Genomic DNA, 20,896 nt, shown 5'->3' on the forward strand with positions numbered 1-20,896 from the left:
AAAACGGCGCGAATTACGGTAAAAGAGGTAAGCCTAACTCTTTTAGAAATTCGTTATGTTTTTGAGTTGCTGATTTTATCTGGTTATCCAGAGAAACCAACTCAGCATGTACTGAAGAAAGTTTGATTTCTTCTTCAGCCTCAGCCGTACTTACATAGCGTGAGATGTTTAAATTAAAATCATTTTTTTCGATTTCTTCCATGCTAACGCGACGCGCGTATCGTGGTTCTTCTTTACGGAACTTGTAAGTATCAATGATTTTTTTAATATGATCAGACGAAATCTGATTCTGCCGTTTACCCTTATCGAAGTATTCGGCAGCATTGATGAATAATACGTCGTCAGGTTTTTTACATTTTTTCAGCACCAGAATACATACCGGAATACCAGTAGAGAAGAACAGATTTGCAGGCAGTCCAATTACCGTATCAATATGACCATCCTTCAGCAGCTTCGTGCGTATGCGTGCTTCGGCACCGCTTCGGAAAAGTACACCATGAGGCAGGATAATTGCCATTACGCCATCTTCTTTTAAAAAATGGAATCCATGCAAAAGGAAGGCGAAGTCAGCAGCAGATTTAGGTGCCAGACCGTGATTTTTAAAGCGCACATCATCAGATAATGTTTCTGTAGGTTCCCAGCGATAGCTGAATGGCGGGTTGGCAACCACCGCATCGAATTTAGGCATTCTGGACGGATTGGTCTCGCGTAGCATATCCCAATCGTTGAGCAGGGTATCACCGTGGAAAATATCAAACTCTGAATCTTTCATTCCATGCAGGAGCATGTTCATACGTGCCAGGTTGTAGGTGGTGATATTTTTCTCTTGCCCGTATATTTTCCCAATACCGTGCTGCCCCATGCGCTTGCGAATATTCAGGAGCAATGATCCTGACCCACAGGCAAAATCAAACACGCTGTCTAGGTGTGAACGTTGTCCAGTGGCAGGTTCCTGGCTATCCAACGTAACGATGGCAGATAAGATGTCTGAAATATGCTGAGGTGTGTAGAACTCTCCGGCTTTTTTACCTGAGCCCGCTGCAAATTGGCCGATCAGATATTCGTAAGCATCCCCCAACGTGTCGCTGTCAGTGGAGAACTGCTTCAATCCATCAGCAATCTCTTTGATTATCTTACAAAGACGGTCATTTCGCTCACCGTATGTTTTGCCAAGTTTTTCCGAGGCAAGATTGATTTCAGAGAATAAACCCCGGAAGACACTGGCGAAAGATTCTTCCTCAATGTACTTAAAGCCTGCCTGTAATGTATTAAGCAGTTTCACATGTTGGGTTCGTGCCATCTCGGCAATGCTCGTCCAAAGATACTGAGGTTCGATTACATAATGCACTTTACGGCGCATTAGTTTCTCAAACTCAGGAACATCCTGCTCATTTTGTTCATACCACAGAGTCAGTGGTGGTTGACGTTCCCCCTCTTTCTGTTTGGGGTAGTCTACCCCTAGCTCTTTTTGAGCTGCGGCTTCGTAATTATCCGATAGATATCGCAGGAATAAAAATGCCAGCATATAATCGCGAAAATCATCCGCATTCATAGCGCCGCGTAATTGATCGGCTATATTCCAGAGCGTTTTGCCCAGTTTTTGTTTTTCAAACTCAGTCATAGTTTTTCTTCACCTTCCTCAATCTGTTGAGGAAATAAATCAGGATTAAATGGATAGCGCTTCAGGAAATCATGCAAAATCTTTCTGAAATAAGTTTTATTTTCATCGAGCATAGGCTGAGGCTCGAAAAGCGAATAGTTTCCATGGCTCAGAATATTGATGAGCCTCGAATGTAAAATTCTTTCAGGGTCATCCGCATCCTGCGCAATGCAGGCTGAGAAGTTTGAGAAACCATGGAAGCTGGCTGATTTTTCCAGAACTGAACGCAACATATTGAAATGGTAGGTATATAACTCGCCTGATTGCTCCGCTTTATACAACTCGGTCAGTATCGCAACATGATGAAAGAATGGTGTCGCACCTGTATAGGCCAGAGAATAACTACCATCAACTCTGGATCTTGATAAAAAGTAGGCTGCGACCTTTCTGGATTTACGAACATCAAGTTCATTGTGCATGACATTGAAGAATAAGGGATGATGAGACGAGATCATCACTTTCAACGGGTTATCAGCCTTGTTCAGTAGTTGCGCCAGATGGCTACCAACTGTGATGGCGTTATGCTCATCCAGTGAAGATATAGGATCGTCGATGTAGACATATTTTACCCACTGGTAAGCATCAGCACCATCAAGCGCTAATTGTACGATAGCTAAGAAGAAGCACCAAATGAAGATATTTTCCTCTCCTCGCGAAACCTTGATGTTATCAATAATTTGACCATCCACAGTCCGTGAAAAGCGTATCGCCCATTCTTCTGTATCAATTCGAAAGTCGAAGTCTGTATAACGCTGCAACAACGGTCGTATGCGGTTGTCCATTTCCAGCTCAAACAGTCCTTGAAAAAAACGCGAATCCCTGTTGAGCAGCAAGCGTCGATCCTCATCGCCTACCAGATCGTTGTTCCAGTGGAAGAGATCTTCGGTGAAAGCGTTGAAGTACAATGTATCGTAGGACTCACCTTGCTTACCTGTATCCTTGAAGGCCATTGATAGGCGAGTCTTACCTGTACCGTTGTAGGCGTACAGCAGGATTGCCTTTTTACTCATCAGTTCTGTGCGTAAGTGAGCACTAAGTAAGAATAGGTCAGCAAATGTTTTTCCTGGCTTCATTAAACCACCTCATTAACCTTAGGAAAAATCTGTTGCAATAGGCCTTTTTTAAAGGTTTTAAGTACTTCAACTTTTTGATCTTGAGCTACGATCAGGTTGTCGAAAGAATATAGGCAATTAGCAATATCTCGTTGCTCTGCTTCTATTGGAATAGGCAACTTAATTCGGCGTAGTTCATTTAATGAAAGAACTGTTTGCGAAGTCCCGACACTATGTTTGCCAATAAACTCTGCATATTGAGCAAGTAATTCAATAAAAAACTTATTTACACCTTCATTTATACGAAAGACAGGATAATATGTACTGATAATTCCAGTTATACCCAAATTGTTCTCGTTAAAATAAAATCGTCTATCATCACTCCTGCTACGATATGTGATGTAACTTGTCGGAATAATATTAAAGCCGATATTATCACGTTCTGTAATTCGTTCGTTATCGTAGTATTCACGTTGTCTGATAAGACCACTTCTGGCAGAGGTTAATACTTCATACTCATCTTGATATGTAGACTTTTCTCGATATTCCTCAATAAAATCACCAAATGAACATATCTTCCATTCCGCTGTACCTTGAAAATTGGGAAAACGTATCTTTGGCAGGGTCTCTCCTTCACGAGGAAAAAGTTGCTGCATCAATCCTTTTTTATATTTCTTCAACGCATCCAATTTCCGGACTTCTGCTGTGATCAGAGCATCCAGATAAGACAGGCAGTCAGCGATTTTTTGTTGTTCTTCCGGAGTACATACAGGAAGAGGTAGCTTCATGAAAGCGTTATTACTGATATTCATTCGGTCATGGCGCGCACCCGTACTCGAAACTTGGCGCATGTATTGATGCCAATGTGTTGACTTGAAGTAATGAGCATAAAAATCATTTTCGCTGTTATTAAATTTGAAAACCATATACAACGGCGACATCACCCCTAATCCGATTTTATTTTTTGAAATCGGCCCAACTGGAGCTGTTGTTGATACTCTTGGGTTATAGACATAGTAGCCTTCTTCTACAACATAATACCCTTCAAGATTGCCTTGGTTAGCGATATCTTTTTCGAAAAAGTCACGCTGATCAACTACCCCATACTCTGCTGAGTTTGTTAAGACGCGGGTTATTTTACCTTCCGCATTTTTGCGAATTGATCGCTGAGCCAACTGGCCCAATGTCTGAGATCCCCATGGTCCCAAGGCTTTAAATGATTGAAAGCGCAACCGAGGAACAATTTTTTTAACAACATCATTCATTTTTTTACTCCTAGGATCATGCACTTATTAAGATTGATATATCGCTCGATGTGCAGATAATCCATGTCCAACCTGTTTTCATTATCGTTCTTCCTCATAGGCTGATAGTCCCGTGATCTCACGCCCTTGTGCCAGTTTGTGTAGCAACGGTGTCAGCTCATCCATAAGCGCCAGCTCTTTCTGAGTGCGTGCTTTCCAGCCCAGATTCAGCGGAGCCATTAATTCGGAAAGGCGCTCGCCGTCGAAGATACGGCGACGCAGAATTTCATCAACAAAAACTTGTAGGGCATCGGGTGCGAGTTCGTGTCGGGCGGCGATGTCATTGAGTTCTTTCGCCTTCTTTTCTGCCTTGAAGTGTTCAAAACCCGTTCGAATTTGTTTTTCGTTTAATGCTTCATTTACCGGCAGGCCACGGATGTACTCAGCAATATCTTCACGCTCGTCGATAAACTTGGCATCGGACTGGATCAGGCCAATGAGTTCTTCGCGATTCAGAGTGAGCTTGCCTGGTTTCTGCTGAGTCAGATTAGCAATAAGACTCATGATAAAGTCGTAATCAATAACCGCAGAGGCAAAAAGTACAAACTCAAAATCGAGTTGTTGTACTTCTGGTGGTGTCTGGTCTTTGTCCTGTTGTTCTTTCAGGCGTTTGGCTGTTTCCAGATATACGCCCTTAAATCCCTGCAATTGATCTGACGGCACGATCCTCTCGATCTGTTGCTTCTGCGCTTCAGACAGATCGGTATACTGATCGAGCTGAGTTTTGAGTCTTTGAACATCTTTGAACAGGTTAACGAATTGCGCTCTGGCAACATCGCCTTTAAGGTTAGCGACTTCTTCCGGTGCATTAGTCAGTCCCTGTGATTGCATAAAGTCGGCCAGTTTTTGCGTGGCTGTTTGCAGATTCTCTATGACTTTAGGTGCAGGGTCGACCAGCCAGATTTCACGCGGGTTATCGATTTTCTCACCAGAAAAGAGCGCGATGGCTCCTTCTACCGACTTTTGCTGCTGACGAAAATCGAGAATGTTGCCGTAGGGCTTCGTATCGTTGAGAACGCGATTAGTCCGTGAAAATGCCTGAATTAAGCCATGGTGTTTGAGATTTTTGTCCACGTACAGCGTATTGAGGTACTTGGAGTCAAATCCCGTAAGCAGCATGTCCACTACGATGGTGATGTCAATTTTTTGCGCGGCAGATAAGTCTGTATTGGGGTACTGCTGATCCTTGATGCGCTTTTGTACGTCCTGATAGTAAGAGTCAAATTCGCTTATGCGGTGATTGGTCCCGAAACGGGCATTGTAATCAGCAATGATACGGGTGAGTGCCGCTTTCTTGCCTTCCGGGTCTTGCTGGTTATCTTCTTTCTCCTGAGGCAGATCTTCCTGTATCTGCTGAACGTCTTTGTTACCTTCAGAAGGTGGGGAAAAAACACATGCTACGTTTAATAGCCGGAATTCAGCGTCTTTTTCTGCATTTTTTGTCTGAATACTGGCAAATAACTCAAAATATTCGATGGCATCGTTAATGCTGGCTGTCGCCAGGACAGCGTTAAATTTGCGTCCGTTGGTCGCAGAATCGTGCTTGGAAAGAATGGTTTCGATAACCTTGGATTTAGCGATGCCTTCACCGGGCTTAGGTGGGTTCTTTCCTTCGGGTTTGAAATAGTCTATGTGAAAGCGTAAGACGTTGCGATCTTCGATAGCATGAGTGATGGTGTACTGGTGCAAACACCGTTCGAATAAGTCGTCGGTGGTACGCAGGCTGGCTTGCTGACCTTCGATTTGTTGGTAGCTGGCATTCTGCTCGAAGATAGGCGTCCCCGTGAAGCCAAAAAGCTGGGCATTGGGGAAAAATTCTTTTATAGCCTTATGGTTCTCACCAAATTGCGAGCGGTGGCATTCATCGAAGATGAAAACGATACGGGCGTCTCGTAACGGCTCCAGACGTTCTTTGTAGTTACGTTTATTTGTGCCGTCTAAGGCAAGGCCCAGCTTCTGGATAGTCGTGACAATAACCTTATCGGCATAGTCGTCAGACAAAAGTCGGCGAACCAGTGTTTCAGTGTTAGTGTTCTCTTCTACACAGCCTTCCTGAAAACGGTTAAATTCTTCGCGGGTCTGGCGATCCAGATCTTTACGATCCACCACGAAAAGGCATTTTTCGATGTCAGGATTATCCTTGAGCAAAGTGGACGCTTTGAACGAAGTCAGCGTTTTGCCCGAACCAGTGGTATGCCAGATGTAGCCGTTTCCGCAATTCTGATGAATGCACTCGACGATAGCCTTGACCGCATAAATTTGGTATGGGCGCATCATCAATAGTTTCTGTTCGCTGGCAACCAGGACCATATAACGGCTGATCATTTGCCCTAAAGTACACTTGGCTAAGAACTTGTCGGCGAAGATCTCTAGCTGGGTAATCTTTTTGTTATCTTCACTAGCGAACTGGTAGACCGGCAGGAAGCGCTCATCGGCATTAAAACTGAAATGTCGCGCATTATTGTTAGCGAAGTACCAGGTATCAGTACGATTGCTGACGATGAAGAGCTGGATGAAACACAGCAGCGTCTTACCGTAGCCATTGCCAGGCTCGGTTTTGTAATCCACGATTTGCTGCATAGCACGGCGTGGGCTAACGGACAGTGTTTTAAGCTCGATCTGCACAACCGGTACACCGTTAATGAGAAGCATCACATCATAGCGTTGATGACTGTTATCGGTGTTGATGCGTAATTGGTTCACTACCTCAAAGTCGTTCTTGCACCAGTCGCGAATGTTAACCAAGCTGTAGTTCAGTGGTGTTCCATCATCACGCTCGAAGCTATTGATATTGCGTAGCGTCTGAGCTGCATTGTACACATCAGGCGTAATAATAGTATCGAGCAGACGCTGAAACTCGCTATCGGTCAGATGCACCTTATTGAGAGCTTCAAACTTCTCCCTGAAGTTTTTTTCGAGTGATGCCCGATCACGAATGTCGGGTCGCAGTGTGTATTTTAGTTCAGCCAGCCGGGCAATAAGATCCAGCTCAATTTGGTTTTCGGTCGTACTCATTGGTGAATTCCTCGCCTCAGTATCACTCTTTACTTGACCATGCTTCTATTTTCGTGGAATGAGGCACTAAAAGTGAGCTACTCGGCAGTGTTATTTTTTAGAGTGATCCGGTGTTAGTCCGTGTGCCTTCGCATAATTTATAACCAAAACCTCAATCATTGAGGCGACAGAGCGACGCTCACGATCAGCGGCTTGGCGAAGAAGTTGTTTAATGTCGGCAGATGTGCGTATAGAAAGTGTTTCATCTTTAAGGCGTGTCATCAGCGGAGCCCTCAATACCAGAGCCTGTAAATGTAATGCATTTTGCATTGCAACTCTACAAAACTCAATGGGTTCTTATTGACTGAAAATAACTACTGCTACTGACATAATCCCAAATAATTTCAGATATATATCATCCTCCCGAACACCTCCACCCATAACGGCTAACCGACAGGTTAGCCGTTGTCGTTTTATTTTCTGTTCGGGAAAAATCATGAGTAAACAAGAAGGTATCAACGCTATCAGCAAGGCAATGGCCGCGCTGCCCACACAACTGTCTGGCACCATCCTAAAACACATTCACTCGCTTACCGACTATGAGCCGGTGATCGGCATTATGGGGAAAACTGGAGCCGGGAAATCCAGCCTGTGCAATGCCCTGTTTGCCGGGGAAGTCTCGCCGGTCAGTGATGTTGCAGCCTGTACCCGTGAACCGCTGCGCTTTCGTTTACAGGCTGGCGAACGCTTTATGACCATCGTGGATCTGCCCGGTGTTGGTGAAAGCGACAGCCGTGATGCGGAATATGCCGCGATGTATCGCCAGCAACTGCCGCGCCTCGATCTGGTGTTGTGGCTGGTCAAGGCTGATGACCGGGCGTTGGCGGTAGACGAGCGGTTTTACCGTCAGGTGATCGGCGAGGATCACCAGCATAAGGTGATGTTTGTTATCAGTCAGGCCGACAAAATTGAACCGGTCAGCGGCAATGCTGAAGGTCTGTCCATGCCGCAGCAACAGAGTATCCACCGTAAGACTGAGATACTGAACACCCTGTTTACGCCAGTGCACCCGGTTTGCGCGGTGTCGGTACGAATGAAATGGGGGATAACTCAGATGGCGGAACGGATGATCCGTTGCCTGCCACGTGAGGCCAGCAGCCCGGTCGCCGCCCGGTTACAGAACCCTTTACGTACTACACGGGTAAAGGAAACCGCACGTACTGACTTCGGCGAGGCGGTAGGTGACGTGCTGGATTCCGTCGCTGCCATGCCTTTTGTTCCTCAGATAGCGCGTACCGTTATTCGCTATGTGCGTAATGCTGTTGTATCGGTCGCCCGTTCTGTCTGGGATTTTTTCTTCTGAAGATTTTCACATCCAATAACCCGCCCCGTCGCTCTGTGCGACGGGGCTTTTCTTTATTTATTGCTTAAGGAATGAACCATGACCCGTTTAGCTTCCCGTTTTGGTCGGGCGAATGTTATCCGCCGTGACCGTCCGTTAACCCGTGAAGAGTTGTTTTGCGTGGTGCCCAGCGTGTTCAGCGAAGACAAGCACGCATCCCGCAGTGAGCGTTACACCTGCATTCCCACCATCACTTTGCTGGAAAACCTGCAACGTGAAGGTTTTCAGCCGTTCTTTGCCTGCCAGACGCGCGTACGCGACCAGGGCAAACGTGAGCATACCAAACACATGCTGCGCCTGCGCCGTGAGGGACAAATCACGGGGCATCAGGTGCCGGAAATCATTCTGCTCAACTCACACGATGGTTCCAGCTCGTACCAGATGCTGCCTGGGCTGTTCCGTATGGTGTGCCAGAACGGACTTATCTGCGGAGAGTCCTTCGGCGAGGTGCGAGTTCCCCATAAGGGTGATGTGGTGGAGCGGGTGATTGAAGGCGCGTATGAGGTGCTGGATGTGTTTGACCGTGTTGATGAAAAGCGCGAGGAAATGCAGGCGCTGACGCTGCCGCCACCGGCACAGCAGGCGATGGCGAAAGCGGCACTGACGTACCGTTTTGGCGAGGAATTTCAGCCAGTCAACGAAACTCAGTTACTGACCCCGCGCCGCGTACAGGATCAGCGCAATGATCTGTGGACCACGTACCAGCGAATTCAGGAAAACCTGGTGAAAGGCGGGCTGACGGGGCGTAATGCCACCGGCAAACGCGCCCGTACGCGTGCCGTGAGTGGCATCGACGGGGACGTGAAGCTCAACCGTGCGCTGTGGGTGATGGCAGAAACCATGCTGGGTCATGTGCAGGGGAGAGCGGTCATTTAAATGGTTAATTTAATGTTAATTAAGGACGCTCCCTGTCTGTTTTAACATTATTCAACTGTGCAAATATCGCACACCTGTCTTCGCAGCCCCCGCCATCGCTGGGATAAGCAGAAATAAAAAATAGTTTCTGCTGTGTCCATACCCTTACCGCCCCCCTCTTTAAAGTAATTACACCATTTTTCAGTGAGTTATTACCCACGGAGACAACATTATGACACTGGCGGAACGCCGACATGACCGGCTGGCGGTCAGGCTTTCGCTGATCATCAGCCGACTGCTGGCCGGAGAAACCCTGCATGTGGGAAAACTGGCGGCTGAATTTGGCGTGTCGGTACGTACCCTGAGGCGGGATTTTCGTGAACGACTGATGTATCTGGATCTGGAATACCACCGGGGAATGTGCCGCCTGCGCTCCGGTGGCAGCGTATCGCAACGGGAGCTGGATATTCTGACCTTTGCCTGGCGCTCCGGGATGGGGGATGTATTTCCGGGGCTGGACAGGAAGATGGTCAACACGCTGCTGGCGTGTGATGAATCCCCCTGCCTGGTCTGGTCATCCCCCTGTACCAGCACGGCAGCAGGCTCTCTTTCCTTCTTTCGGCTGATTCAGGCTATTACGGCGCGTCAGCGTGTGACGCTGCTGGCCGAGGGGCAACGCTGCGAAAGGCTGGCTCCCTGTCGGCTGGTTGCGCGGGATGGCACCTGGTATCTGCTGGCGGAATATGGACAACGCATGGCGGTGTTCTCGCTGGATGAGATTCATCAGGTCGTTCCCTCTACTGAAACCTTTATCCGTAATGACGCCATTTTCCGCCTGCCGGAAAACGAGCGTTTTCTCAATGCATTACCTCATTTTCATTTCATCCAGCGTTCTCTTGATGCGCTGTCTCTTTAATCTGCACACAGTAATAAGGATTGTTTAATGAAACGAAACCTCAATACCAGTTACAGGCTGGTCTGGAATGATGTCCTCGGCGCATTTGTCGCCGTTTCCGAGCTGGCGAAAGCGAAAGGTAAACGAACCGGCGCGGTACTGGCGGTGACGGTCGCCGGGCTGGCTGGCTCTGCTGCCGCACTGGCGGACGGCAGCAATATTACCGTGCCCGAAGGGGAGTCCGTCACTGGTGTGGTGGTCAGTAATCACGACTCTCATCTGGTGTACGGTCAGGCAGCAGGCTCCATTATCAACACCGGGCAGGAATACGGAGATGATGATGAAAACAATCAGGGTGGGCAGTTTATCCAGTCCGGCGGTGTGGCAACGTCATCCGTCGTCAATGCCAGTGGCCTTGAGGCGGTACTGAAAGGCGGTAGTGCCACCGATACCATTGTTAATAGCGGTGGTGGGCAAAGCGTGCATGGCGAGGCGACAGGCACTGTGCTGAATGGTGGCTCGCAATGGGTGCATGATGGCGGTGTGGCAAATGGCACGGTCATTAATGAAGCAGGTTATCAGTTAGTTAAAGCAGGCGCGACAGCTTCCGGTACGGTGGTTAACACCGGATCTCAGGGCGGACCGGATGCTGAAAACAGTGATGGTCAGTTTGTGTCCGGTGATGTCACCGACACCCTGATTAATGCCAATGGTCGTCAGGTCATTTTCGAGGGCGGTTCCGCTGACACCACTACCGTGAAAATGGGGGGCGACCAGAGTGTGCATGGCGTGGCAAAAAATACCCTGCTGGAAGGCGGCTTCCAGTATGTTCATGAAGGTGCCAGCGCCGAAGGTACAGTGATTAGCCAAAACGGCTGGCAGGTGGTGAAGAACGGAGCGACGGCAACGGATACCACTATCCTTAATGGTACTGGTACCGAGGCGGCAAACGGCAACAGCGCATCCTCGCAGAGTGTGCAGGCTGGTGGCTCTACCCTGAACACCACTATCGGTGATGATTCCCCCTCCGGCGAATTGCTGACCGACCTGTCGTATCAGATGGTGAATGGTGGACGTGCGGAAAACACCACCATCAATAATGGCGGGGTACAGTCGGTTTTTGCCGGTGGTACAGCTATCGGCTCGGTCGTGAATCGTGGTGGTCGGCTGGAAGTGTCCATCTGGCAGGATGAACCTGTTGCCGGAAAAACGGCGGTGGCCGGGTCGGCGAATAACGTCACAGTGGAAGCGGATGGTGTGTTGTCGGTGGATGCGGGCACTTCCGCGATGGATGTGGTCATCAAACAGGGCGGTGCATTATGGGCGACCACCGATTCCACGGTTACCGGGACGAACAGTCTGGGGGATTTCTCCATTGATGGCACCACGCATACCGCCACCAATGTCCTGCTGGAAAATGGCGGGAAACTGTCGGTTCTGAGCAACGGTATTGCAGAGTCCACCACCGTAAACAACGGCGGGGTATTGGCGGTGGCCGCCGGAGGTACTGCCTCAGACATCGTGATGAACGATGGCGGCACGCTGATTGCGGACACGGGCGCAAACATCCTCGGTAACACCACTCTGAAAGACAATGCCGTGCTGGCCGGGGATGTCACCAATAATGATACCCTGCTGTTCAGTACGGGTTCAGGTGCTGAAGCCCGTTTCAGCGGGACATTAAGCGGTGAAGGTTCGTTGCTGAAAGAAGGTGATGGTACGCTGACGGTCAGTGACAGTACCGTGACACAATCGCAGTTAACGCTGAATGGCGGCACGCTGGCGCTGGAAAACAGCGTGGTTAATAGTGATGTGATTGCGCAGTCCGGCACCAGCCTGTTGCTGACCGGAAACACCGTGCTGAACGGTGCCATTGACCCGACAGATGTGACGCTGGATTCTGGCGCGATCTGGAATATTCCCGATAACGCCACGGTAAAATCGGTACTGGATGACCTCAGTGCCTCAGGCACCATCAATTTCACGTCTGTATCGGGCAGTTTTACGCCCAACACGCTGACCGTGAAAAACCTGATTGGGCATGGAGGCAGCATCAATATGTCCGTTCGTCTGGACGATCCGACTTTCCCCACCGATATGCTGATTATTGATGGCGGCACCGCAACCGGCAAAACCTGGCTGAACTTCACGAATGTGGGGAATGCCGGGCTGGGGCTTGCCACAACCGGTAACGGTATCAAGGTGGTGGATGCCATCAACGGAGCCACGACTGAAGCGGGGGCGTTTGCTCTGGGGAGAAAACTCCAGGCCGGGGCGTATAACTATACCCTGCAACATGGCACGGCAGATGAAAGCTGGTATCTGACTAGCGAAGCGGCTTATCGCGCAGAAACCGCTCTCTATGCTTCTTTGTTCGCGCAGACGCTGGATTATGACCGTGTACTGGCAGGCAGTTACAGCCAGCGCAGTAATAATGCACAGCGCGGCAGTGATAACGCGGTCTGGGGGCGTATTCAGGGCGGTCATCTGGGGCATGGCGATCGTAAAGGGTTGGCGCAGGGAACCACGCCGGAAAGCAGCGGCAGTTACGGTTTTTTGCAACTGGGTGGCGATCTGCTGCGTACCGATGTACTGACGGCGGGTGTTTACGGTGCGTTGGGTGAATCCAACAACGAAGTGAAAAACGATGATCGTTCCCGTGCGGGGTCTGTGCGTGACCATGCGTACAGTCTGGGCGGCTACCTGACGGCGGTGGACAGCGGTACCGGTTTATGGGCCGATATGATGGCACAGGGTTCCCGTCACAGCCTGGAAGCAACATCCGCAGATAACCGTTTTGATACCCGTGGCTGGAGCTGGCTGGGTTCACTGGAAAGCGGTTTGCCGCTGAATATCGGCACCAGCCTGGTGCTGGAACCGCAGGTGCAGTACGTGTACCAGTCCACGTCACTGGATAATGGTCATGATAACGGGGGGTACGTGAACTTCGGCACTGGCAGTGCCCAGCATGTCCGCGCCGGGCTGCGCTTAGGCAACCAGTCGGATATGGTGTTTGGTCAGGGAACGTCCACACTGGCAGGTTATGAATCCACCATGAAGCACAGCGCGGCAGAGCTTCCGGTTAACTGGTGGGTCACGCCATCGGTTATCCGCACCTTTGGCAGTGATGGCGACCTGAACATGGGAACTACCACAGCAGGCAGCAACGTCACGTTCAGTCCGTCACAGAATGGCACCGCGCTGGATGTTCAGGCGGGCGTGGAAGCGCAAATCCGCCAGAATGTCACGCTCGGCGTGCAGGGCGGTTATACCCGCAGCGTGAGCGGTAACAGCGCTGGTGGTTATAACGGTCAGGCCACTCTGAAAGTCGCCTTCTGATAATCCCTTCGCCCCACTCAGGGCGATTATCCACTCAGCCCCTGTTGCTCTGGCAGCAGGGGCTTTTTGCATTTTAAGGAGTATAAACATGTCACATTCTTTACTGGCGGCATCATCTGGCCTGCCACTGGCCGTATCGCAGACGGCATCACCGGTCGGCATCTGGAAAACATTACTGACACGGCTGCTGGCGCAGCATTACGGCCTGACGCTCAATGATACGCCATTCAGTAACGATTCCGTCATTCAGGCGCATATTGACGCAGGAATTGCATTGATCGACGCACTGAACTTTATGGTGGAAAAATACGACCTGGTGCGCACTGACCGTCAGGAGTTCAGTGTACAGACGCCATCGCCGTTCATCAGCCATATCGACATGCTGCGTGCCAGGCGAGCCACCGGACTGATGACCCGCCGCAACTATAAAACTGTCACCGACATCACGCGTGGCACGTTAAGTGGCCCGAAACAATAATCCCGTCAAACCTTCACACTCGCATCCGCGCCAGTCCTCACCGGCTGGCGCTTTGCTTTTATTTATTAAAGGAAAACCAGAAATGACAGAACTGGCACTGACCGACCCCGACGTCTTAACCGGACTTTGCTCACCCCGCACTGAACTGTCCGGCAGCATTGCCCCTGGAGAACAGTGGATTATCCGTCAGGCTCTGTCCCTGCTGGACAAATGCCTGAGGGAGCCGGGCATATCGTTTATCTCTTCCCACGCGGTCAGCGACTGGTTGCGCCTGCAAATGACCCACTTGGAACGAGAGGTGTTTATGGTGATTTACCTCGACAATCAGCACCGGTTGCTGGAGAAAGAAGTCATCGCCCTGGGCACGATTAACAGCGTTGAGGTGCATCCGCGCGAGGTCGTCAGGGGCGCGTTGCGTCATAACGCGGCGGCAGTGATTGTGGCGCACAATCACCCTTCCGGCTACGCCGAGCCCAGCGTAGCTGATCGGCATATAACGGAAACGCTGAAAACCGTGCTGGAGCTGCTGGATATCCGTTTGCTGGATCACCTGGTGGTGGGCGGCGCGGATGTGGTGTCATTTGCCGAACGTAGCTGGATATAGCGGAGGGCATTCTGATGAGCAAAGTGATAGTAACCACCGTCTATCAGCTTGATGAACTGTCCGATGCTGCCAGAGAAAGAGCCCGCGCCTGTTATCGTGAGGGCGGTTTCGACTACGACTGGTTTGATGCGGTGTATGAGGATTTTCAGCATATTTGCGACATCCTTGGTGTGCGCCTCAAAACCCGTGCTGTCCGGCTCTATGGCGATCATACCCGTCAGGAGCCGTGCATCTGGTTCCGTGGTTTCTGGAGTCAGGGTGACGGTGCTTGTTTCGAGGCCGATTATGCCTGGCAGCCGCAGGCGTCACGCCAGATCCGGGACTACGCACCGCAGGATGCCTGGCTTCACCGCATTGCCGATGCATTGCAGGATATCCAGCGTCGTAATTTCTGGCAGTTGCACGCCGAAATCCGCCATCGAGGCAACTATTACCATGAGTATTGCATGGCGTTCGCCGTTGAGCGCGACCATCCTGCCGGGGCGGCGATGACCACCGACGCCGAAGACGCCGTGAGCGAAGCGCTGCGCGAGTTGGCCCGCTGGCTCTATCGGCGACTTGAAGACGAGTACACCTGTTTAACTTCAGATGACGCCGTAGACGAAGCCATCGCCGCTAACGAATACACCTTCACCGAATCGGGCCACCGGTTTGGTTGAGTTTCAATCTGTCCACTCACCGTCAGCGCCAGCCATTTCCGGCTGGCGTTGGCATTTATGGAGTTTACCTTATGCAAACCACTTCACCCGACCCGCAGGTCTTGACCGGCCATAGCGAACTGATCCCCTCAACCAGCATCGCGCGAATAGTGACTGGCCGCGATGCGGCACTGGAGCAAATCCGGCAGCTTATCGCGCAACTGAACGCGATTTCTCAACTCACTGACAGCATCGGGGGTGGTATCGCCCGTGACTGGATGATGCGCCAGGGATATGCGTATGACTGCTGGCTGACGGAAACGCCGGAGAAGGCGATGAAGGCCATTACCCGGCATCTCGACCGCAGTATCTGGCGTGACCTGATGCAAAAATCGGGAATGCTGGCGCTGATGGATGCCCAGGCACGCGAACAGTGGTACAACAGCCTGGAACAGGAGGATATTCCTACCATCAGCACCGACAATATTCTTACCACCTTTGAACTTCTGCACTGTGATAAACAGGCTGTTTTTGAGCGTGGTGTTATCAATGTGTTCCGGGGGCTATCGTGGGATTACAAAACCAACAGCCCCTGTAAGTTTGGTCAGAAAATCATCGTTACAGGTCTTGTCAGACATCAGCCCTGGGGTTTTGGGCTGAACTGGGGCAGACAGCGGGATCAACTGGTGGATCTGGAAAGAATGCTGCATGTGCTGAACGGCAAACCCATTCCCGATAACCGTACTGATATTGCCTCACGGTTGTCAGAGCATATCCGGCAACATCCCCATGACCGGCAGTTTGAGGATGAGATGATGTCTATCCGTTACTTCCAGAAAGGCACCTGCCATATCATTTTCAGGTGCATGGAACTGGTGGAAAAGATGAACGACATCGTGGCAAGACATTATCCGGGGATGCTGGCAGCGAGATGAAGAGGGCATGGAGGCAATTCCTTACCTGACCCATTACCTGACCCAAATCGCATCCAAAGAAAAAGGAGTCAGACGATTTCTCATCTAACTCCTTGTTTTATCTGGTGGCCCCTGCTGGACTTGAACCAGCGACCAAGCGATTATGAGTCGCCTGCTCTAACCACTGAGCTAAGGGGCCGTGGCGGTGAATTATAAAGTAACTCCCCTCAGCAATCCAGCCATTCACACCTGCCTGCTGTTTTTATAAACAACGCATAATCAATCCTTTATACTTCCATAACGACGTATAGATCGGGAGTAAGCATGATCAACGATATTCTGGCCCCTGGCCTGCGGGTAGTGTTCTGCGGCATCAACCCTGGTAAGTCTTCGGCACACACCGGTTTTCACTTCGCTCATCCGGGAAATCGCTTCTGGAAGGTGATCCATCAGGCGGGATTTACCGACAGGCTGCTAAAGCCAGAAGAGGAACAGCAACTGCTGGATACGCGCTGCGGGATTACAATGCTGGTGGAACGTCCCACAGTGCAGGCGAGTGAAGTGAACCTGCATGAACTGCGCAGCGGCGGGCGGGAACTGATCAAAAAGATTGAAGATTACCAGCCTGCCGCGCTGGCGATTCTGGGCAAGCAGGCCTACGAGCAGGCGTTCAGCCAGCGCGGTGTGCAGTGGGGCAAGCAGAGTATCTCTGTTGGGGTGACGCAGGTATGGGTGCTGCCGAACCCGAGCGGGCTGAACAGAGCGACGCTGGATAAGCTGGTGGAGGCGTATCGGGAACTGGATGAAGCGCTGATAGTGCGGGGGCTATAGTCCTCTGCGGGCTGATGCTCTCACCCTGTCCCTCTCCCACAGGGAGAGGGAATAAACAAAAAAAAAGCTCCCGATTGGGAGCTTTTTGCTGTTTACCTGGATTAGTCGTCCAGGAAGCTACGCAGCACTTCAGAGCGGCTAGGATGGCGCAGTTTACGCAGCGCCTTCGCTTCGATCTGACGGATACGTTCGCGGGTAACGTCGAACTGTTTACCCACTTCTTCCAGCGTGTGGTCGGTGTTCATATCGATACCGAAACGCATACGCAGCACTTTTGCTTCACGAGCGGTCAGGCCAGCCAGGACGTCGTGCGTTGCGGCACGCAGGCTCTCGGTGGTGGCAGAGTCCAGCGGCAGCTCGAGGGTGGTATCCTCGATGAAATCACCCAGATGCGAATCTTCATCATCACCAATCGGTGTTTCCATGGAGATAGGCTCTTTGGCGATCTTCAGCACTTTACGAATTTTGTCTTCCGGCATCAGCATACGCTCAGCCAGCTCTTCTGGCGTCGGCTCGCGACCCATCTCCTGCAGCATCTGACGAGAGATACGGTTGAGCTTGTTGATCGTCTCAATCATATGCACCGGAATACGGATGGTGCGCGCCTGGTCTGCGATAGAGCGGGTGATCGCCTGACGGATCCACCATGTCGCGTAAGTGGAGAACTTGTAACCACGACGGTATTCAAACTTATCGACCGCTTTCATCAGACCGATGTTGCCTTCCTGAATCAGATCCAGGAACTGCAGGCCACGGTTGGTGTATTTCTTGGCGATAGAGATAACCAGACGTAAGTTCGCTTCAACCATCTCTTTCTTCGCACGGCGGGCTTTCGCTTCACCGATGGACATGCGACGGTTGATGTCTTTCACCTGCTCGATGGTCAGGCCGGTCTCTTCTTCAATCTGCTGCAGCTTCTGCAGGCCACGATGCACGTCTTCTTTTACGTCGTGCAGTTTTTCAGACCACGGCTTGTTCATCGCGATAGCGGCGTTGAACCAGGTTTCGCTGGTTTCGTTGCCGGTGAAGAGGGTAATAAAATTCTTCTTCGGCATTTTGCACTGTTCAACACACAGCTTCATGATGATGCGTTCCTGGGTACGCACGCGATCCATCATGACGCGCATGCTGTTAACCAGGTAGTCGAACTGTTTTGGCACCAGGCGGAACTGTTTGAACACCTCAGACAGCTTCAGGATCTCTTCTTGCGAGGCTGCGTGGCTGCGGCCTTTCGCCTTGATGGTGTCACGGGCCAGTTCGTATTGTGTACGCAACTCAGCAAACTTCTCGCGCGCCAGCTCAGGGTCGATGCTGTTGTCGTCGTCGCTGCTGTCGTCGTCTTCTTCTTCATCTTCGTCTTCATCGTCATCCATCTCTTCCTGAGACAGTTCAGAGCCGACGTGAGTGGCGGTTGGTGCCATATCTTCTTCAGCGTTCGGGTCAACGAAGCCGGTGATCAGGTCAGACAGACGCGCTTCTTCCGCTTCAACGCGATCGTACTGCTCCAGCAGATAGGTGATCGCTTCCGGGTATTCGGCAACAGAGCACTGAACCTGGTTGATCCCGTCTTCAATGCGTTTCGCAATGTCGATTTCGCCTTCGCGGGTCAACAGTTCAACGGTGCCCATTTCGCGCATGTACATGCGGACCGGGTCAGTGGTGCGCCCGATTTCAGATTCCACGCTGGACAGTACCTGTGCAGCAGCTTCTTCCGCATCTTCATCAGTGTTGTTGGAGGTTTCAGCCAGCAACAGATCATCGGCATCCGGTGCTTCTTCCATCACCTGAATGCCCATGTCATTGATCATTTGGATGATGTCTTCGATCTGATCTGAGTCGACGATATCTTCCGGCAGATGGTCATTGACCTCGGCATAGGTCAGATAGCCTTGCTCCTTACCGCGTTGGACAAGAAGTTTCAGCTGTGACTGCGGGTTTTGCTCCATAAGACGGTATCCACACTTAATTCGTTTGATTGGTGTCGGCGATGATTTGCCAACCTTTAAAGCGAGGGCGTACTTATATTTTTGCCGCTGCCTCTCAGTGCGGCTGCCGGGGGCTTCCCGATCGATATTCGGCACTTAAGCCGTTAAATACTTTTGTCTTTCACTTATTTCTTCGCCAGTTCCTGGTTAATCATCCAGAGTTCCCGGCGTTCTTCGCTGCTTAAGCCATGTGTGCGCTCGCGAGCAATCAGCTCTTCCTGGCGCAACTCAAGCATCGAATCAAACATATGGTTGAGTGAGTCGGTGAACGTTTTTTCTGCAATGTCCTTATCTGCTATATCGTCCCACATCGACAGTTTTTCAAGGGTAGCGGCCTCTTTTGTGCCGCGATAATGTTCTAAAAGTTGTCCGGTGGTCAGACCTGGCTGAGACAGACAAGTGTTGACCAGTTCTGAAAATAAGCCAAGTCCGGGCAATTTTTCGTGGTTCAAACCCGCCAGCGACGGCACTTGCGGAGCAAGTTCAGGGTTTTGTACCAGTAACCCTATCAGTATACGCATGGTTGTGCGTTTTAGCTGAGGCGCGGGGCGTACCGTGCCGTTTTCAGCGTGTTTAGGCATTAAACGTTCAAGCTGGCTGTCATCCAGAATGCCGAGCTTGTTGCCTAACTCCTGACGCAGATAAATGCGCAGCGTTTCGCCGGGCACCTGGCTGATTAACGGCAGCGCCAGCGTGCTGAGCTGCGCGCGCCCGTCAGGAGTACTCAAATCGACCTGCGGCATCAGGCTGTTAAACAAAAACGTGGAGAGCGGCTGAGCCTGCTCCATCCGCGCTTCAAACGCCGCTTTACCCTCTTTACGCACCAGCGTATCCGGGTCTTCACCGTCGGGCAGGAACATAAAACGCAGCTGACGCCCGTCGGTCATATAGGGTAGCGCGGTTTCCAGCGCTCGCCAGGCGGCGTCGCGTCCTGCGCGGTCACCGTCGTAACAACAAATCACGTTGTTCGTCACGCGGAACAGCAGCTGGATGTGATCCGCCGTCGTGGACGTACCTAACGACGCAACCGCGTAGTTAATGTCGTACTGCGCCAGTGCAACGACGTCCATATAGCCTTCGACGACCAGAAGGCGCGGAGGTTCCGCATTATTCTGCTGCGCCTCATAAAGACCATAAAGCTGGCGGCCCTTATGGAAAATATCGGTTTCCGGGGAGTTGAGGTATTTCGGCAGGGCATCGCCCAGCACACGTCCACCAAAACCTATCACCCGGCCACGCTTATCGCGGATCGGGAACATCACCCGTTCACGGAAGCGGTCGTAGCTTCGTCCCTGGTCGTTAGTGACCAGCATGCCTGCATCAACCAGTGATTTACGATCTTCGCTATTGCCGCCAAAACGTTTTAACACGTTGTCCCAGCCGGGCGGGGCGTAACCAATAGCGAAACGCGCAATCACATCGTCGCTCAGTCCGCGCTTGTTCAGATACTGACGCGCAGGCTCAGCAGCAGCGTGCTTAAGAGACTGTTGGTAAAACGAATTCAGGCCGTCCATTAGCTGATACAGCGTTTGCCGTTGGTGGCGCTCTATCTGGCTTGGCCCGCTGCCTGCTTCATACGGCACTTCAAGGTTATGCATCGCCGCCAGTTCTTCGACGGTTTCAACGAACTCGAGCTTGTCGTAGTTCATCAAAAAATCGACGGCATTCCCGTGTGCGCCACAGCCGAAGCAATGGTAAAACTGCTTTTCACCGTTTACGGTGAAAGAGGGGGTTTTTTCGTTATGAAACGGACAGCACGCATGGTAGTTCTTGCCCTGCTTTTTCAGCTTCACCCGCGCGTCGATGAGATCGACGATGTCGGTCCTCGCCAGCAGGTCATTGATGAAAACGCGTGGGATTCGTCCAGCCATATGCCCCGTGAATTTTTAGCTACTCATAAACGAAAACAAGCCGCGCATTCCTTCCGGAAGCACGGCCTTACGAC

At 51.0% G+C, this 20,896-nt stretch carries 16 protein-coding genes and 1 tRNA gene; 9 read left to right on the forward strand and 8 right to left on the reverse strand.

The window, feature by feature from the left end; genetic code table 11:
• Positions 1-13: 13 nt before the first annotated feature.
• The 5 genes from ABGB15_RS03460 to ABGB15_RS03480 form a co-directional block, all read right to left on the reverse strand.
• The gene (locus tag ABGB15_RS03460; RefSeq protein ID WP_369064103.1) at positions 14-1,621 is read right to left on the reverse strand and encodes a type I restriction-modification system subunit M; all 1,608 of its coding nucleotides are present in this window, start codon (positions 1,619-1,621) and stop codon (positions 14-16) included.
• Positions 1,618-2,733 (reverse strand): AAA family ATPase, encoded by a 1,116-nt coding sequence (locus ABGB15_RS03465; RefSeq protein WP_369064104.1) that lies wholly within the window; start codon positions 2,731-2,733, stop codon positions 1,618-1,620. The genes ABGB15_RS03460 and ABGB15_RS03465 overlap by 4 nt, the downstream gene beginning before the upstream one ends.
• The gene (locus ABGB15_RS03470; protein ID WP_369064105.1) at positions 2,733-3,977 is read right to left on the reverse strand and encodes a restriction endonuclease subunit S; all 1,245 of its coding nucleotides are present in this window, start codon (positions 3,975-3,977) and stop codon (positions 2,733-2,735) included. Before ABGB15_RS03470 ends, ABGB15_RS03465 begins: the two co-directional genes overlap by 1 nt.
• A gap of 81 nt (positions 3,978-4,058) precedes the next feature.
• Positions 4,059-7,031, reverse strand: a complete 2,973-nt coding sequence (locus ABGB15_RS03475; RefSeq protein ID WP_097455396.1) for a type I restriction endonuclease subunit R — start codon at positions 7,029-7,031, stop codon at positions 4,059-4,061.
• A gap of 90 nt (positions 7,032-7,121) precedes the next feature.
• Entirely contained in the window at positions 7,122-7,340 is a 219-nt protein-coding gene (locus tag ABGB15_RS03480; RefSeq protein ID WP_080395906.1) for a hypothetical protein, read from the reverse strand.
• 166 nt (positions 7,341-7,506) lie between these two features.
• Between ABGB15_RS03480 and ABGB15_RS03485 the strand changes: the two genes are divergently transcribed.
• The 8 genes from ABGB15_RS03485 (at position 7,507) to ABGB15_RS03520 (ending at position 16,156) form a co-directional block, all read left to right on the forward strand.
• Complete coding sequence (locus ABGB15_RS03485; protein ID WP_369064106.1) at positions 7,507-8,373, forward strand: GTPase family protein; 867 nt, start codon at positions 7,507-7,509, stop codon at positions 8,371-8,373.
• A gap of 78 nt (positions 8,374-8,451) precedes the next feature.
• On the forward strand, positions 8,452-9,288 hold the full coding sequence (locus tag ABGB15_RS03490) for a DUF932 domain-containing protein (protein ID WP_032950157.1): 837 nt from the start codon (positions 8,452-8,454) through the stop codon (positions 9,286-9,288).
• 211 nt (positions 9,289-9,499) lie between these two features.
• Complete coding sequence (locus tag ABGB15_RS03495) at positions 9,500-10,183, forward strand: WYL domain-containing protein (RefSeq protein WP_105590290.1); 684 nt, start codon at positions 9,500-9,502, stop codon at positions 10,181-10,183.
• A 27-nt stretch (positions 10,184-10,210) separates the two neighbouring features.
• The gene (locus ABGB15_RS03500; RefSeq protein WP_369064107.1) at positions 10,211-13,501 is read left to right on the forward strand and encodes an AIDA repeat-containing protein; all 3,291 of its coding nucleotides are present in this window, start codon (positions 10,211-10,213) and stop codon (positions 13,499-13,501) included.
• An 88-nt stretch (positions 13,502-13,589) separates the two neighbouring features.
• On the forward strand, positions 13,590-13,979 hold the full coding sequence (locus tag ABGB15_RS03505; protein WP_369064108.1) for a TA system toxin CbtA family protein: 390 nt from the start codon (positions 13,590-13,592) through the stop codon (positions 13,977-13,979).
• 82 nt (positions 13,980-14,061) lie between these two features.
• Positions 14,062-14,583 carry a DNA repair protein RadC gene (radC, locus tag ABGB15_RS03510; protein WP_105590287.1) on the forward strand — a complete coding sequence of 174 codons (522 nt, stop codon included), beginning with the start codon at positions 14,062-14,064 and terminating at the stop codon, positions 14,581-14,583.
• Positions 14,584-14,597: 14 nt separating this feature from the next.
• On the forward strand, positions 14,598-15,242 hold the full coding sequence (locus ABGB15_RS03515) for an antitoxin of toxin-antitoxin stability system (protein WP_369064109.1): 645 nt from the start codon (positions 14,598-14,600) through the stop codon (positions 15,240-15,242).
• A 71-nt stretch (positions 15,243-15,313) separates the two neighbouring features.
• The gene (locus ABGB15_RS03520) at positions 15,314-16,156 is read left to right on the forward strand and encodes a DUF4942 domain-containing protein (RefSeq protein WP_369064110.1); all 843 of its coding nucleotides are present in this window, start codon (positions 15,314-15,316) and stop codon (positions 16,154-16,156) included.
• 102 nt (positions 16,157-16,258) lie between these two features.
• Here ABGB15_RS03520 and ABGB15_RS03525 read toward each other — a convergent pair.
• Positions 16,259-16,334 (reverse strand) — tRNA-Ile (locus tag ABGB15_RS03525).
• A 125-nt stretch (positions 16,335-16,459) separates the two neighbouring features.
• On the opposite strand from ABGB15_RS03525, the gene mug reads away from it, so the two are divergent.
• Positions 16,460-16,966: a G/U mismatch-specific DNA glycosylase gene (gene mug, locus ABGB15_RS03530; protein ID WP_152082281.1), complete on the forward strand. Its 507-nt coding sequence runs from the start codon at positions 16,460-16,462 to the stop codon at positions 16,964-16,966.
• Positions 16,967-17,067: 101 nt separating this feature from the next.
• On the opposite strand, the gene rpoD is transcribed toward mug, so the two are convergent.
• Complete coding sequence (rpoD, locus tag ABGB15_RS03535) at positions 17,068-18,912, reverse strand: RNA polymerase sigma factor RpoD (RefSeq protein WP_152082280.1); 1,845 nt, start codon at positions 18,910-18,912, stop codon at positions 17,068-17,070.
• Between the two features lie 164 nt (positions 18,913-19,076).
• Entirely contained in the window at positions 19,077-20,822 is a 1,746-nt protein-coding gene (dnaG, locus tag ABGB15_RS03540; RefSeq protein WP_215722484.1) for a DNA primase, read from the reverse strand.
• Positions 20,823-20,896: the final 74 nt, after the last annotated feature.

The sequence above is a fragment of the Enterobacter sp. MALB-1 genome, assembly GCF_041021625.1.
Classification (GTDB): domain Bacteria; phylum Pseudomonadota; class Gammaproteobacteria; order Enterobacterales; family Enterobacteriaceae; genus Enterobacter; species Enterobacter oligotrophicus.

What these genes read in the sequence shown, in the direction of transcription:
- ABGB15_RS03520 (WP_369064110.1), top strand. Translation starts at nt 15,314, where the DNA reads ATGCAAACCACTTCACCCGACCCGCAGGTCTTGACCGGCCATAGCGAA.
- ABGB15_RS03515 (WP_369064109.1), top strand. Translation starts at nt 14,598, where the DNA reads ATGAGCAAAGTGATAGTAACCACCGTCTATCAGCTTGATGAACTGTCC.
- radC (WP_105590287.1), top strand. Translation starts at nt 14,062, where the DNA reads ATGACAGAACTGGCACTGACCGACCCCGACGTCTTAACCGGACTTTGC.
- ABGB15_RS03470 (WP_369064105.1), bottom strand. Translation starts at nt 3,977, where the DNA reads ATGAATGATGTTGTTAAAAAAATTGTTCCTCGGTTGCGCTTTCAATCA.
- ABGB15_RS03460 (WP_369064103.1), bottom strand. Translation starts at nt 1,621, where the DNA reads ATGACTGAGTTTGAAAAACAAAAACTGGGCAAAACGCTCTGGAATATA.
- dnaG (WP_215722484.1), bottom strand. Translation starts at nt 20,822, where the DNA reads ATGGCTGGACGAATCCCACGCGTTTTCATCAATGACCTGCTGGCGAGG.
- mug (WP_152082281.1), top strand. Translation starts at nt 16,460, where the DNA reads ATGATCAACGATATTCTGGCCCCTGGCCTGCGGGTAGTGTTCTGCGGC.
- ABGB15_RS03490 (WP_032950157.1), top strand. Translation starts at nt 8,452, where the DNA reads ATGACCCGTTTAGCTTCCCGTTTTGGTCGGGCGAATGTTATCCGCCGT.
- rpoD (WP_152082280.1), bottom strand. Translation starts at nt 18,912, where the DNA reads ATGGAGCAAAACCCGCAGTCACAGCTGAAACTTCTTGTCCAACGCGGT.
- ABGB15_RS03480 (WP_080395906.1), bottom strand. Translation starts at nt 7,340, where the DNA reads ATGCAAAATGCATTACATTTACAGGCTCTGGTATTGAGGGCTCCGCTG.
- ABGB15_RS03500 (WP_369064107.1), top strand. Translation starts at nt 10,211, where the DNA reads ATGAAACGAAACCTCAATACCAGTTACAGGCTGGTCTGGAATGATGTC.
- ABGB15_RS03475 (WP_097455396.1), bottom strand. Translation starts at nt 7,031, where the DNA reads ATGAGTACGACCGAAAACCAAATTGAGCTGGATCTTATTGCCCGGCTG.
- ABGB15_RS03485 (WP_369064106.1), top strand. Translation starts at nt 7,507, where the DNA reads ATGAGTAAACAAGAAGGTATCAACGCTATCAGCAAGGCAATGGCCGCG.
- ABGB15_RS03505 (WP_369064108.1), top strand. Translation starts at nt 13,590, where the DNA reads ATGTCACATTCTTTACTGGCGGCATCATCTGGCCTGCCACTGGCCGTA.
- ABGB15_RS03465 (WP_369064104.1), bottom strand. Translation starts at nt 2,733, where the DNA reads ATGAAGCCAGGAAAAACATTTGCTGACCTATTCTTACTTAGTGCTCAC.
- ABGB15_RS03495 (WP_105590290.1), top strand. Translation starts at nt 9,500, where the DNA reads ATGACACTGGCGGAACGCCGACATGACCGGCTGGCGGTCAGGCTTTCG.